15 protein-coding genes are annotated in these 12,736 nt (G+C 39.0%); 11 read left to right on the plus strand and 4 right to left on the minus strand.

The genetic code is table 11. The features are described 5' to 3' along the window. Positions 1-55 precede the first annotated feature (55 nt). Both ACFSC2_RS21265 and ACFSC2_RS21270 read right to left on the minus strand, forming a co-directional pair. The gene (locus ACFSC2_RS21265; protein ID WP_379813084.1) at positions 56-619 is read right to left on the minus strand and encodes a Crp/Fnr family transcriptional regulator; all 564 of its coding nucleotides are present in this window, start codon (positions 617-619) and stop codon (positions 56-58) included. A gap of 261 nt (positions 620-880) precedes the next feature. Continuing rightward, positions 881-1,240 carry a winged helix-turn-helix transcriptional regulator gene (locus tag ACFSC2_RS21270; RefSeq protein ID WP_379813085.1) on the minus strand — a complete coding sequence of 120 codons (360 nt, stop codon included), beginning with the start codon at positions 1,238-1,240 and terminating at the stop codon, positions 881-883. Between the two features lie 125 nt (positions 1,241-1,365). On the opposite strand from ACFSC2_RS21270, the gene ACFSC2_RS21275 reads away from it, so the two are divergent. From ACFSC2_RS21275 to ACFSC2_RS21320, 10 genes are all read left to right on the plus strand, one after another. After that, positions 1,366-1,737 carry a SnoaL-like domain-containing protein gene (locus ACFSC2_RS21275; RefSeq protein WP_379813087.1) on the plus strand — a complete coding sequence of 124 codons (372 nt, stop codon included), beginning with the start codon at positions 1,366-1,368 and terminating at the stop codon, positions 1,735-1,737. Between the two features lie 334 nt (positions 1,738-2,071). Next, positions 2,072-2,971: a hypothetical protein gene (locus ACFSC2_RS21280; protein ID WP_379818704.1), complete on the plus strand. Its 900-nt coding sequence runs from the start codon at positions 2,072-2,074 to the stop codon at positions 2,969-2,971. 188 nt (positions 2,972-3,159) lie between these two features. Then, complete coding sequence (locus ACFSC2_RS21285) at positions 3,160-3,447, plus strand: putative quinol monooxygenase (protein ID WP_379813091.1); 288 nt, start codon at positions 3,160-3,162, stop codon at positions 3,445-3,447. A gap of 3 nt (positions 3,448-3,450) precedes the next feature. Next, positions 3,451-4,269, plus strand: a complete 819-nt coding sequence (locus ACFSC2_RS21290) for an SDR family oxidoreductase (protein ID WP_379813093.1) — start codon at positions 3,451-3,453, stop codon at positions 4,267-4,269. Between the two features lie 22 nt (positions 4,270-4,291). Next, a complete protein-coding gene (locus ACFSC2_RS21295; RefSeq protein ID WP_379813095.1) occupies positions 4,292-5,047 on the plus strand; it encodes an SDR family oxidoreductase in 756 nt (251 codons plus the stop codon). Between the two features lie 96 nt (positions 5,048-5,143). Beyond that, complete coding sequence (locus ACFSC2_RS21300; RefSeq protein ID WP_379813097.1) at positions 5,144-6,037, plus strand: helix-turn-helix domain-containing protein; 894 nt, start codon at positions 5,144-5,146, stop codon at positions 6,035-6,037. Between the two features lie 502 nt (positions 6,038-6,539). Continuing rightward, a complete protein-coding gene (locus ACFSC2_RS21305; RefSeq protein WP_379813099.1) occupies positions 6,540-7,097 on the plus strand; it encodes a TetR/AcrR family transcriptional regulator in 558 nt (185 codons plus the stop codon). 38 nt (positions 7,098-7,135) lie between these two features. Further along, the gene (locus ACFSC2_RS21310) at positions 7,136-8,545 is read left to right on the plus strand and encodes an MFS transporter (protein WP_379813101.1); all 1,410 of its coding nucleotides are present in this window, start codon (positions 7,136-7,138) and stop codon (positions 8,543-8,545) included. 450 nt (positions 8,546-8,995) lie between these two features. Continuing rightward, positions 8,996-9,220 (plus strand): hypothetical protein, encoded by a 225-nt coding sequence (locus tag ACFSC2_RS21315; RefSeq protein ID WP_379813103.1) that lies wholly within the window; start codon positions 8,996-8,998, stop codon positions 9,218-9,220. A gap of 204 nt (positions 9,221-9,424) precedes the next feature. After that, positions 9,425-9,643, plus strand: a complete 219-nt coding sequence (locus ACFSC2_RS21320) for a hypothetical protein (RefSeq protein ID WP_379813105.1) — start codon at positions 9,425-9,427, stop codon at positions 9,641-9,643. Between the two features lie 196 nt (positions 9,644-9,839). On the opposite strand, the gene ACFSC2_RS21325 is transcribed toward ACFSC2_RS21320, so the two are convergent. Beyond that, a complete protein-coding gene (locus tag ACFSC2_RS21325) occupies positions 9,840-10,295 on the minus strand; it encodes a response regulator (RefSeq protein WP_379813107.1) in 456 nt (151 codons plus the stop codon). A 329-nt stretch (positions 10,296-10,624) separates the two neighbouring features. Here ACFSC2_RS21325 and ACFSC2_RS21330 point away from each other — a divergent pair, with 329 nt between their 5' ends. Continuing rightward, positions 10,625-10,897: a hypothetical protein gene (locus ACFSC2_RS21330; protein ID WP_465254559.1), complete on the plus strand. Its 273-nt coding sequence runs from the start codon at positions 10,625-10,627 to the stop codon at positions 10,895-10,897. 75 nt (positions 10,898-10,972) lie between these two features. On the opposite strand, the gene ACFSC2_RS21335 is transcribed toward ACFSC2_RS21330, so the two are convergent. Beyond that, on the minus strand, positions 10,973-12,541 hold the full coding sequence (locus tag ACFSC2_RS21335) for an arylsulfatase (protein ID WP_379813109.1): 1,569 nt from the start codon (positions 12,539-12,541) through the stop codon (positions 10,973-10,975). Between the last annotated feature and the right edge of the window lie 195 nt (positions 12,542-12,736).

A 12,736-nucleotide genomic window follows, 5' to 3' on the forward strand; every position in this document is an offset into this window, starting at 1 on the left:
AGAAATGGAATCAGCTCTTGACAATTATCACAATTAAAAAGTGATGATTGTCACATTAAGAAGACAATCGGCTCAGGGTTTCTCTGGAAACACCTAAATATGACGCAATTAGACTTTTAGGGACACGCTGCGTCAGTGTGGGATATTGTTTAAGAAACTGCTCATAGCGTTCTTTAGAATTGGAGGTCATCCAGGAAATAATGCGGCGCTGCGAGCCAATAAAACCAAAATTAGCTTTCTGCAAAAAGAAGTGCTCCATCTTCTGCAGCCCGCTGCACAGCTTTTTATAATCATCAAATGTAAAGCAAAGCACCTCTGAATCTTCAAGACATTCCAAAGACATCATGACCTCCGATTGTGTAAAGAAAGCATAGAAGTCGCTCTCCCACCAGTCCTCCATTGCAAATGAAACTACATGTTCTTTTTCATAATCGTCAGTGTAAACTAATTTTAACAGGCCGGAGGCTATAAAGTAGAAACAGGGTGCAATTGCGCCTTTCTGAATTATAAACTGGTGCTTTTTAAACTTTTGAACGGAAAAATGCCTGCTTACAAATGTGAATTCTTCATCTGTAAGAGAAATTACCTTTTCAATATGGTCCCTTAATTGCTGCTGCATGATGTTTCTAAGATATTTATTTTATTAAATGTAAAGAAATGAAAACTTGCCTGCCCCCATAAGAAGGGGCTTACTGCTCTTTAGCCAATTCTGCTGCATATATTGAAAAATATCACTCCAATGGAATTGGAAATAATAAAAACCAGACGGGAGGGCTGAGAGTCTCGTAAATTCTTTAGTATATTATCTCCCCGATTCAATTTACTTAATATATTTTTCAGCATCAAAAAATTCAGTTATTTTCAGCTGAACGGCTTTTCTTTACTTTCCAGTTATGACTTTTCTATGCTTCTCTCCCCATTGATCCAGTTCACATATTACATTTTTTAAAGTCATGCAGTACTCTGTCGCCTCGTAAATAATAGTGACCGGCGCAGTTGGAAAAACGCTGCGTTTTATGAAGTTATTTAATTCCAAGTGCTTTAGTTCACTGGCTAAAACCTTAGGCGATATAGGTACCTCGCTCTGTATTTCAGAAAAGCGCTTTGCGGACTGAGAAATGCAGAGGATTAGCGGCAGTTTCCATTTTCCATTCAAAACAAACATAGCGTCAATTACATTTCTGAGTGACTGGGCGCATTGCACCGGATCTTGAGTTATTTTTTCTTCTGTTGCTTTCATGTCCGAAAGGTAATAAACTTTCCTAAAAGGAAGCGCTTTCCTTTAGGAAACTGCTATCATATGGTAAGTTCTATACCCTAACTTTGCCAGCTGAAATAAGAGTATTAAATAAATTTCCATTTAAAATGAAAGAAACAATTTTAAGTACAAAAGATGTTGCCGCTAAATTTATAGAACTGGTTCGTCAAGATAAATTTTATGAAACACAAACACAATTATATGCCGATAATTGCGTCAGCGTTGAAGCGAATGATTACCTGCTGCCTAAAACGGCAGAGGGACTGCCGCAGATTTTAAAAAAATCTGAATTATTTGAATCTTTAGTTGAGCAGGTTCACGGCCGTGTTATTTCAGACCCTGTGATTGCAGGCGATTACTTTACAGTTTCCTGGTCAGCTGATATGACTTTTAAAGGCAGAGACAGATTCACAATGGATGAAATCTGTGTGTACAAAGTACAGGACGGCAAAATAGTTTTTGAACAATTTTTCTATTAACTGCTGATCCTTATAGAGAGTTATGATTCGGGACAAAAGAGCTTATCTTTTGTCCCGTTTTTGCGAAAATCCATACTCCATTATAAAGCAAATGGAAAATAAATTCCTCTAGTACTGCTAGTAATTCAAAGCACCTAGTGCAGACTCTTCTATTGCCATTCACAACTACAGACGTACTTATGAACTATTATTTACCCCATGAAATCAATCCTTAAAAAATCTTTAGCTGCTGTATCCAAAACAAATCCTTTAAAAAAAAAGCATTGTCTGCTGCTGCTCCTCTGCACTTTCAGTAATACACAAGCCCAGGTAACTGATGGATTGGATAAAAAAAATGCGTGCGGCAATTGCCGCACGATTTCCCCAGCGCAGAAATTTTGATCTTCAGTTTGAGCAGTTCTCCGCTGCCGATTATAAATCAGAGCTATTAGATAATGACTTGGAAAGAGAAACTGTCAGCAGCCAGCGGCGCCTTAAATTTGCTGTGAACCTGCCAATAGTCAAAGATAAAAACTGGAATCTGTACGGCAGCGGACGCTGCAAATTCGATTCTTTTGATATTCAGAATGTAACACATGCAGGTCCTTACCAAACTTATCCGCTCTCCAGCAGTATCGATTACCATTATTTCTCTACGGGAATAACAGCTGCCCTAATTTCAAAACTGTTTCAAAAACCAGTTATCTATACCTTGAATGCTGCTGCCGATGGATCGGAAAAAGGCTATGAACGGGTAAAGGGAAATCTGTCAGCCAGCATGATTCTCAAGCGTTCCAAAAGCACTGTAATTACTGCAGGATTTGTAACCTTCCTGGACCGGTCGTCTCCTTTTATTGCCCTGCCATCATTCAGCTTTACGCATCAGTCTGAAAACTCTCCCTGGATGATTGATATCGTACTGCCGCGGCAGGTCTATCTGCGACGAACCATCGCCGGTACAGGAAGACTGTCCCTGGGGACAGAACTTGAAAACGAATCATTATATATTGATCTGGACTATCCGGGATTTGCTGGTCCCTATGATTTAAGAAGAACGGAGCTCAAAACAGGTGCCGTTTTTGAATACTGCCTTGCAAAGAATACCGTGGCGGCATTTCGCGCCGGAATAGCCGATATTCTTATTTCTAAAGCCATGCGAAAAGGAGAAAGTTCCAGTGATTATGTACTGGAACAGAAACAAGACATTTCAGGATTTATCAATTTTGGGATTTCCTTTAATCCTTTTGAAAAATAAATTAAGAATTCTAATTTATTTAAATAGTATACTGCTTCTATACTATAGAAAACTCCCAAAACAGTACCATAGTTTGTGAAAGTGCAAAGTAAATAATTATTTGAATTATACATGTTATTGTTTGAATGTGCCAAAATTACCTAAAGGGCAGCTCTTAATTTCGTAACTGTAAATTTAAACACAACACCATGATACAGCTACTGAGCAAATTCACTTCTAAAAATGGTGAAGCCGCCGCCGAATTATTAAAGCTGCTTGATGAATTGAAAATCAGCACACCAAAAGAACAGGGCTGCGTTCAATATAATGTATTTTCAGACCAGGCTGATCCGCTTCTTTTTTACATAATTGAATTATGGGAAACAGAACGTGATCTCAAGGTCCATGAAGACAGAATAGCAGTGGAGGGATATCTTGATAAATGTGCTGAACTGCTTTTGAGAAATATAGAAACTAAATCACTTATAAAAATTTAAATTATGAAAAAAACTGTCTTAATTACCGGAGCATCTGCAGGAATAGGAAAAGCAGCTGCTAAAAAATTTGCTTCTTCAGGATGGAATGTTATTGCAACAATGAGATCTCCTGAAAAAGAGAACGAACTCAATTTAATGGAGAATGTTTTATTGACAAAACTTGATGTTCAGGACAATGAATCTATAAAGAATGCTATTAATTTGGGCATCGAAACCTTTGGCCAGATTGACACTCTGATAAATAATGCCGGATTTGGCGTTTATGGTATTTTCGAATTGTCATCAGAAGAACAAATTCGAAAACAATTTGAAGTAAATGTATTTGGAGTTATGAATACAGTTAAGGCTATTATTCCTTATTTTAGAGCGAAACAGTCTGGGACAATAATAAATATCTCGTCAAAAGGAGGACGTGTCGCATTCCCTGCGATAAGTCTTTATCATGCCTCTAAATTTGCTATTGAAGGTTTTTCAGAATCCTTATCGTATGAACTTGCCACGCAAAACATAACCGTTAAAATCGTGGAACCTGGTGTCGTATCAACAGGATTTGATTCTGCGGCAAGTTTTACATCACACCCTCAAATTAAAGTCTATGATGATTTTGTGGATAAATTTCTAGCACAATGGTCTTCATTACATACCGAGCCGTCAACAGCTGAACAGGTTGCAGAAGTTATTTATACTGCAGCTTCTGACCAAACATCGCAACTTCGTTATATTGCAGGCAACGATGCAGAAATGGCAATTGCACAAAGAGAAAATAATAGCGATAGTGCTTATATACAGTTCATGAAAGATACTTATGTGCCAAAAATGTAGACTTTAAAACAAAACAATAATTATGAAAACTACAGGGAACACCATATTAATCACGGGCGCTGGCACAGGTGTCGGTTTAGAAGCAGCAAAACAGCTCAGCAAAAATGGCAATACCATAATTATGGTTGCCCGTAATGCAGAACGACTGAAAATAGAGGCTGACAAGCTGCGGAATGCTCATGCAATACCGTGTGATTTGTCAAATTTTGAGGATTTAACCCGACTGGTTGCCAAACTTAAGGAAAACCACAAGGATCTAAATATGATATTCCTAAATGCGGGCATAGCTGCAAATTACAATTTATTTGAAGAGGCAGATGCTTACAAAACCAGTATTGCGGAGATGACAACAAATTATCACTCGGCCGTATATTTAACGCAGGCACTGGAATCCTTACTTGCAGAAAAAGATGATGCTGCAATGCTGATAACCACCTCAGGGGTAGTATTTGCTCCTGATCTTTTACATCCCACTTACAGCGCTGCAAAGGCAGCTTTACATTCCTATATCTTAAGCATGAGACTTGTGCTGGAAAGAAAAAAATCTTCTGTAAAAGTATTTGAACTGATGCTGCCGCTGGTTGACAGTCCGTTTTCAAGTGCTGTACAGTCAGACCTGAAAATATCCCCAGAAAAGGCTGTAAATGAAATAGTATCCGGCCTTGAAAAGAATGAATTTGAGATGCATATTGGGCTGACCAAGGACATTTACGAAGTTTACCTGAAATCCCCGCAGCAGGCACTAGAGCTGGTTAATAATCTTACAGGAGAAAACTAATAGTACTATTTTATCTTGTACAGGAGTCAATTTATACAATGATTCCTGCACAAGATAATTGATTGTCCATAATTTTTTAATAATTACTTTTACTGTATGGAAAAGGAAGAAACATTAGAACATTTTTATAAAGATATACTAGGGAAAGAATCTAGCCTATTGGATAATGATACCAAACAGTTCAATCTCTTTTCTTTTGAAGACTGCACCGATCCCTTAGTAATCAAATACCGCCGCCGAGATTTTTATAAAGTAACTTTATTAAAGGGCAGAAGCATTATACATTATGGTGATCTAAGCCTGGAAGCAGACGGAACCACCCTTGCTTTTTTTAGTCCTGAAATCCCCTATACCATAGAAATGCCGGACAATACACTGCAGGGGCAGTATTTCATTTTCAGGGCTCCATATTTTAACGAGCATTACAGACAGGATATTAGAGAGCTTCCCCTTTTTACGCCAGGGTTTAAACCGATTTACATTTTAAACAAAATAAAGGAAAAAAAGATCATTCAAATTTTTAATAAAATGCAGGTGGAGCTGTTGTCGGAGTATAAATTCAAGCATGACTTAATTCGTAATCAGATATCAGAAATAATCCATTTTGCACAAAAATTACAGCCTGCAAAGACGTTTTATGAGCAGATTGATGCTAATGTTAGAATTACATCTGTTTTTAACCAGCTTTTGGATCTTCAGTTCCCAATCGAACCTGAGCATAATAGACTTGAGATGCGGTCACCACGTGATTATGCAGAAAAATTATACATCCATGTCAACCACTTAAATCATGCCTTGAAAACTACAACTGGTAAGACCACGACAGTTCTAATTTCGGCACGTATCATAAATGAAGCTAAAATATTATTGAAACACAGCCATTACAATATCACGGAAATAAGCCGCAGCCTGGGGTTTGACGATCCTACACATTTCGGCCACTTCTTTAAGAAACAAACTGGACAGCCGCCATCTGCATATCGTACATAGCGTATATGGGGAAATCTAAGAATGGAGCGGATAACTTTCCTGCCACAAAAAATCCAACGCGGTTTTTTAGTAATATCTCATAAGTCGAAGTTTTGTGGCAGAATCATGGCACGCGGTATCTTAAAAAAACAGAAATCCAACAAAATCAACATCTAACGAGTTTAGGTCCGAGTATATTAAAAGACAATTTTGGAAAACCAAAATATTAAAATAGATGTATTTGAATATGGGTGCAGAATCGGTGCAACTAGTTTTAATACACATTTTAAAATACTGTATAACAGCTATTTAAAATCTTAAGTTCGAAACATTACAAGCTAGTAATTTCTAACTAACCTAGAGTTTAAAAATTAAATGAAAAGATTGAAAACATATTGAGTATAAATGTTATAAAAAAACAGCTTTACTTGGTTTGCTCACATCCTTAAACTGCAGATTTACCACTTTAGCAAAAAAAAATAGATAACTCTATCTATTTTTTTATACCTTTGAAAAAAAAGTGATGGCCAAAAAAAGCAGTGTACAGCAGCGTATTCTGGAGACGGCCTCGGGCTTGTTTTACAGCCAGGGTTTCAACAGCACGGGAATCAACCAGATTATAGCCCAGGCCGATATAGCAATAGGCTCCTTATACAAACATTATAAGTCCAAGAATGATTTATTGTACAGTTACCTGGAAATGCAGGATGAAGCGTTCTTTTCCAATCTTGATCTGTATGTAAAAGACTCAAAAGACCCAAGGGAAAAACTATTAAAAATGATTGATTACCGTATCGCTCTGCAGGAAGATTCCAATTTTTCAGGCTGTCATTTTATAAAAATAAACGCAGAGATGGGAAGAAAAGATATACGCGTTAATGAACTCGCTGCCCACCATAAAGAAAAACAACGTGCTTTTCTATACAAGATTATAGAGCAGATCGGAAAAGAACCGCACCAAACGGCTGCTTTAGCGAGTACCATCTTTTTACTGCTCGAAGGTGCTGTGGTATCGGCGGCCATACAGGGCAATACCAAAGATCTGCAGGCCCTCAAAGAGATTATACCGCAGCTTATTTAATTTTTTTCAATAAAAATAGATAGACCTTTCTATATACTATGACATCAAATAAAAAAAAATGGACAGCGCTGGCTGTCTTATTATTGGCACATCTGCTTACCATCGTTGACATTTTCATTATCAATGTCGCTGTTCCCTCCATACAGCAGGGAACCCATGCCACCGATAGTGAAATCCAGCTGATAGTTTCCATATACATGATAGGACTTGCCTCTTTTTTGATTATAGGAGGAAAAGCCGGGGACCATTACGGCAGAAAAAAACTTTTTTTGCTGGGTATATTTCTTTTTATGGTTACCTCCTTGGGCTGCTGCTTTGCCAAACAGCCCGGGCTGCTCATTGTAATGCGGTTCCTGCAAGGGGTAAGTGCGGCTTTAATGTCCCCGCAGGTATTATCCTTTATCCAGGTCCTTTTTGCAGATCATAAAGACAGGACTTACGCTATAGGCCTCTATGGAATTACTATTGGTATTGGCACTATCCTTGGACAGTTTCTGGGCGGGTATTTGGTCGGGCTGGAACCGGTTTTAGTGCAGCAGTCCTGGCAGTATATTTTTATGGTGAACGTTCCCATCTGTATAGCGGCAATAGTGCTGGGCAAATCCTGCCTGCCAGAGTCAAAGGACCTGTCCTCGATGGGAATGGATTATGCCGGTTCGTGCCTTCTTTGTACCGGTCTTGTATGCCTGATCTTCTCGGTAACCATTGGGCGTGACCTGGGCGCGGCCCACTGTCTGGTTTCACTACTGCTTTCATTAATCATACTTACAGCTTTTGTCCTGCATCAAAGGGATAAAAACAGGAAAAGCAGGACAGCATTGCTCAATCTTACGCTCTTTAAATATAAAACTTTTAATATGGCACTGGCCGCCGTCGCCCTTTTTATGCTGATGCTTGACTCTTACTTTTTCATACTCACTTTATTTTTACAGAAAGGATTACAGCTGTCTCCCATGCAGGCCGGCTATTTTGTAGTTGCCCAGGGACTGGGTTTTATCTCAGCCTCGCTGCTTACCGCTAAACTGCTTCTGCGATATGGCAGGGCGGTTTTAATTTTTGGTGTGCTAATGATTATTGGGGCTATAATTTTACAGTTATTCACCTTTTACCACAACGGATTGCCATACGTAAGATTAACAATAATGTTTCTGCATGGCTTGGGTGTAGCTTTGGTTTTACCATCCTTTGCCAATATTGCCATTAGCGGGTTAACGGAAAATCTGGCCGGCAACGCATCAGGGCTGTATGTTACGGTGCAACAGCTCTTTGGAGCATTTGGAATCGCCATCACAGGCGCGGTATTCTATCATATGGTTAAGGGCGGTGATAACTTCGAATCTTACTACAATGCCTTTTTGTATGGGATGGGCATTAATATCCTCTGCCTGACTGGCGTACTTTTACTGCTTGTCTTACTGCCCAAGTCATCACTTCCTAAAGGTGATTAAAAAAACTAAAAAAACATTTGAATAACCTCTTCTACTTCCTTAGATGTTGCTTATACAAGAACTTACGGTCCTGGGTAATGATGCCTGCCCTACTAGAGACAAAAGACTGTAAGAAGAAAATTCTTTTAAAAATGACAGCCACTAAAAACCGGATTCAACTTTTTAGCCCCGATAGAAGTGGAAATCCTTTTGTGCCGGCGTTCGGCACAAAAGATTGCAACGGATAGCGGGAATAGCTCCAAAAAAATACTAAATAAAATATCCATACCACATTTTACGACAGCCAATCTTATAACCATCTGAAAATAATACAAGTATATCAGATGATCGTATAATTTTATCAGGTTTCTAATTTTTAATTTTATGCTACCTTCTTCTCACTAAGCTTTAAAAAGCAAGGAATACAAAGAAGACCTTTACAAAAATTATTAACTATTTAATTGAAACATTATGATACCACAAGAAAACTACGATACCTACCGTCAGGATGACAGCATGTATCACATGGGCGAAGAATCCATCCAGTCCGAAACCATGGAACACACGGGTCCGGGTGTTAACCAGCATTACAGCGATGAGAGGTCTGCCGACCACCAGCCCACCGAACTGGACCATGACGATGCGGACAGAAGAACCCTTGATGAGTCCCAGGCCGATGAGGATGATGAAGATTAAAGATATTGCTCTTTCCAAATATTCAAAATAGAAAAGCCTGCGAAGTGACTGCATTTCGCAGGCTTTTTTTGGGATATTTTTTCTTATCTACGCTTTAAAAGCCCCTCCGACTTAATATCAAAAGGGACAGCAATTCAAATAAAACCCGTAATTTTGCCTTTTACATTAAAGCTGAAGCTGCCAAAGCTTGGGCGGTCATGAGATATGAAAAAGTTTGAAATAAAAGACGCAGGAGCCGGCATATGGCTGGTATCGCACAACGAGGTGCCAAAATTCACCTGCCGCTTTGAAAATAAAAAGTTCAATTACCAAAGGACCATAAGCGGCCTTACCAATCCCACAGGCGACAAAAACGAAATCCAGCTTCTTGAGAAAATGGAACAATGGCTCAGGCGCTATCACCGGGAAAAAACAGATGGATAGATTCCGGGATAACAGGACAGACAAAACGGATGGTCTGACCTCTTTTTCGATAAATAGGTATAAAATAAGGCTGGAAATAAACAGATTACAGGAAATAAAAAAAATCCAGTACCCAGCTTCAAAGCAATAAACTACCAGATTAGGAGTTTACTGCTTTTTTTTTTTTACACCGCTGTTATAGGCAATAGGATAAAAGTTATTTAAACAGAAATTTTCTGTTTCCTTCTAAAGCCAAAATAAGGTTCATGCCCAGGATATCCTCCAGCAGGGATTTCAGCTTTTCAAATGAACTGGGCTTGACTGCGTAAAATGCGGCTCCCAGATCGAGTGCTTTCTGAACATTGTCCGGATCACTGCTGGTGGAGAGCATAACAACATTCACTTCTTTGAGCCTGCCGCTATGGCTTCTTATTTCTTCCAGACATTCAAGGCCTGATTTGCGGGGCATATTGATATCAAGAAAAATAAAGTCAGGAAGCTCATCACTTGAAAGAGCAAACAGCTTATCCATTAAATACATCCCGTCCTCTGCCTGTTCCAGCACAGCATCGGGAGCAGCTTCGCTTAGCGCATCGGCAAAAAATTCCCTGTCGTCGCTGTCGTCATCTGCTAAATAGATACATCTCTGGGCATTGTCGTTGTCAGCGGCCATAATCAAAAATTTTATATTATTAAATGGAGAATTCTGCAGCAGCAGAACAGCATTTATAATTTACCGCGGGCGTAAATTCAGGGTTCGTAATAATGTCCAAAACCGGACCAAGGATAGTAAAGATAATTCTTATTTAGGAAAAAACACATTAAAAAAAAATCTTTTTACAATTTCTTAATTCAGCTGTATCTATAAAATTTCAATATTTACAGGCACCCGTTGCTATGGAAAAATAATGACTAAACAATTTTGTTAGTAATTATAACAAATATTTTTTTTTAAAAATATCACAATCTGTAATAATTGTGTTTTGTATAAATGATAAGATTATGGAAAGGTCAGTGGTACGTATCGATATCAATACATTTTTTGTCTCCTGGGAAAAACCGGCAAATTCAGCCCTAAACGGCATCCCGCTGATCATCGGCGGAGGCGAAAGAGGTATTGTGGCATTATTCTCGAAAATTCGGCGTCCGCTCGGCCATACCGATCCATCTGGAGATGAAACTCTGCCCGCAGGCCAAAATCATGAAAGGCGACACGGAATTATACTCAAACCTGCTCTAAAAAAAAGAGTCAACGGCTTTATTAAGCACAATTGACTCTCTCCATGAAACAAATTTTAAGATCTAAATTAGTTCACCTATCAGCTACTATCCTAAGTCGTTAATTTTTGATCATCCACCCCCGCTTCTTTTAGCTGTTGATATGGATTTTAATTTCTCTTGTGCCTCTTTAAGCTTCAAATAAATATCAATAGTAATTGGACCGGGATACAGGTTGCTTTGTACTACATGAGGCGGATATTTTTCATAAGTTTTAGCAAATTCCCCAATAATGTTCTGAATCGTCGGCAAAAACCAGGTTTTCTCTGTAAAGTTATTCATGAACAAGTCGTAGCGCTCTTGAGGATCTGCCCATAAGTCAAATATCTGCGGTACAGTGGCTACATAACTCGCAGCGCCTTTCCAGCCTAAATTAGAATCTACTGCCAAACCTCCTGTTGCCTGTCCGTTATCACCGCGTAAATTAAATACCGCTTTGAATTTCCCAACTCGTATAGCCCCCGGCAATAGTTCATCTTCTGTAAAGTAAAACCACATTGTTCGTTTTGATTTACCAGTACCAAATAAAACGGGCGACATATCATAACTGTCAAATATCGTTGGTTTCCCATCTCTGTCAACCGTTGGCAGTTCATGCCCGGATAGGGCTGCAAATGTTGCCATAAAATCAAGCGTTCCTAAAATGTCGCTATTCTTGCTATTTGCCTTAATTTGTCCAGGCCACCATGCCAATGTTGGAATACGGCTTCCTCCCTCTCTGTCTGTCCCTTTTGTTCCTCTAAAAGGAGTATAGCCGCAGTCTGGATATACATCCTGCCATGTACCATTATCTACAGTATAGATTATTAAAGTGTTTTCTGCAATTCCAAGATTACGGACCTCGTCCATAATACGGCCTATTCTTGCATCAAGTTCAACAATACAATCGGCGTATTTATTTTTTCCTGCAGATTTACCAGCATAGTCTGGGTGGGGCAGGTTAGGCTGATGGTTTTTAGCAAAAGAAATTTCCATAAAAAACGGTTTGTCTTTTTTTGCATTTTCCTTGAGCCATTTTAATGATTCTTCTTCGGTATACTGATCTAAAAACGGAATTACTTTACCGTCAATTTTTCTAACTTCTCTGTATGGTTTCCCAGCTTCTCCCTCTAAAGCTCCTTTGGTTCCTTTAACCCATGTTGCTCTGATATCATCCGGCATATCAGCATTCCATTCCGGATCGGTATAGGTGTATGCATTTAAGTGATACAAAGTTACGTTCTTCATAACATCAAATCCCTGTGCAATAGGCATAGAGTAATCTTCTTCGCCGAGGTGCCATTTTCCTGCAAAAAAAGTATTGTAGTTTTTACGTTTCAATAAAGACGCTAATGTCCACTCTGCTTTAGGAAGTCCACCACCGTCACCAGGAAACGCAACCGTTGTCATTCCGTTTCGATTTGGAATTCTTCCTGTGATCAAAGCTGCCCTTCCGGGCGTACAGCTTGGCTGTCCATAGAATGACCAGAACTGCATTCCTTCGTTGGCCATCCGGTCGATATTTGGAGTTGCAGCTCCTCTTGCTTCCCCGCCGCCGTAGGGACCTAAATCTCCCCATCCGGTATCATCTGACAATAAAATAATAATATTCGGGTTTTTCTTTGACTGTGCATTTGTAACAAAGCACTGTAAACTAGACATGACCAGTACTAATAGTAAAAAGTTTTTTAAAATTCTATATTTTTTCGCATGTTTTTAATGTAGCGGCCAAGCAAATTTTTTAAAGCAGTATGTAGAAGTATGTCATTGTTAAAAACAAGCTTACTTCTCATTATAATTTAAAAGAAAAGCCAGGCAAACTATGACCCGGCAAATTCCCCTTACTATGTGGCTACT

This window comes from Flavobacterium artemisiae (assembly GCF_042678225.1).
Lineage (GTDB): Bacteria > Bacteroidota > Bacteroidia > Flavobacteriales > Flavobacteriaceae > Flavobacterium > Flavobacterium artemisiae.

Coding starts and splice junctions, on each gene's coding strand:
- ACFSC2_RS21265 (WP_379813084.1), bottom strand. CDS start 619: ATGCAGCAGCAATTAAGGGACCATATTGAAAAGGTAATTTCTCTTACA.
- ACFSC2_RS21270 (WP_379813085.1), bottom strand. CDS start 1,240: ATGAAAGCAACAGAAGAAAAAATAACTCAAGATCCGGTGCAATGCGCC.
- ACFSC2_RS21275 (WP_379813087.1), top strand. CDS start 1,366: ATGAAAGAAACAATTTTAAGTACAAAAGATGTTGCCGCTAAATTTATA.
- ACFSC2_RS21280 (WP_379818704.1), top strand. CDS start 2,072: ATGCGTGCGGCAATTGCCGCACGATTTCCCCAGCGCAGAAATTTTGAT.
- ACFSC2_RS21285 (WP_379813091.1), top strand. CDS start 3,160: ATGATACAGCTACTGAGCAAATTCACTTCTAAAAATGGTGAAGCCGCC.
- ACFSC2_RS21290 (WP_379813093.1), top strand. CDS start 3,451: ATGAAAAAAACTGTCTTAATTACCGGAGCATCTGCAGGAATAGGAAAA.
- ACFSC2_RS21295 (WP_379813095.1), top strand. CDS start 4,292: ATGAAAACTACAGGGAACACCATATTAATCACGGGCGCTGGCACAGGT.
- ACFSC2_RS21300 (WP_379813097.1), top strand. CDS start 5,144: ATGGAAAAGGAAGAAACATTAGAACATTTTTATAAAGATATACTAGGG.
- ACFSC2_RS21305 (WP_379813099.1), top strand. CDS start 6,540: ATGGCCAAAAAAAGCAGTGTACAGCAGCGTATTCTGGAGACGGCCTCG.
- ACFSC2_RS21310 (WP_379813101.1), top strand. CDS start 7,136: ATGACATCAAATAAAAAAAAATGGACAGCGCTGGCTGTCTTATTATTG.
- ACFSC2_RS21315 (WP_379813103.1), top strand. CDS start 8,996: ATGATACCACAAGAAAACTACGATACCTACCGTCAGGATGACAGCATG.
- ACFSC2_RS21320 (WP_379813105.1), top strand. CDS start 9,425: ATGAAAAAGTTTGAAATAAAAGACGCAGGAGCCGGCATATGGCTGGTA.
- ACFSC2_RS21325 (WP_379813107.1), bottom strand. CDS start 10,295: ATGGCCGCTGACAACGACAATGCCCAGAGATGTATCTATTTAGCAGAT.
- ACFSC2_RS21330 (WP_465254559.1), top strand. CDS start 10,625: ATGGAAAGGTCAGTGGTACGTATCGATATCAATACATTTTTTGTCTCC.
- ACFSC2_RS21335 (WP_379813109.1), bottom strand. CDS start 12,541: ATGTCTAGTTTACAGTGCTTTGTTACAAATGCACAGTCAAAGAAAAAC.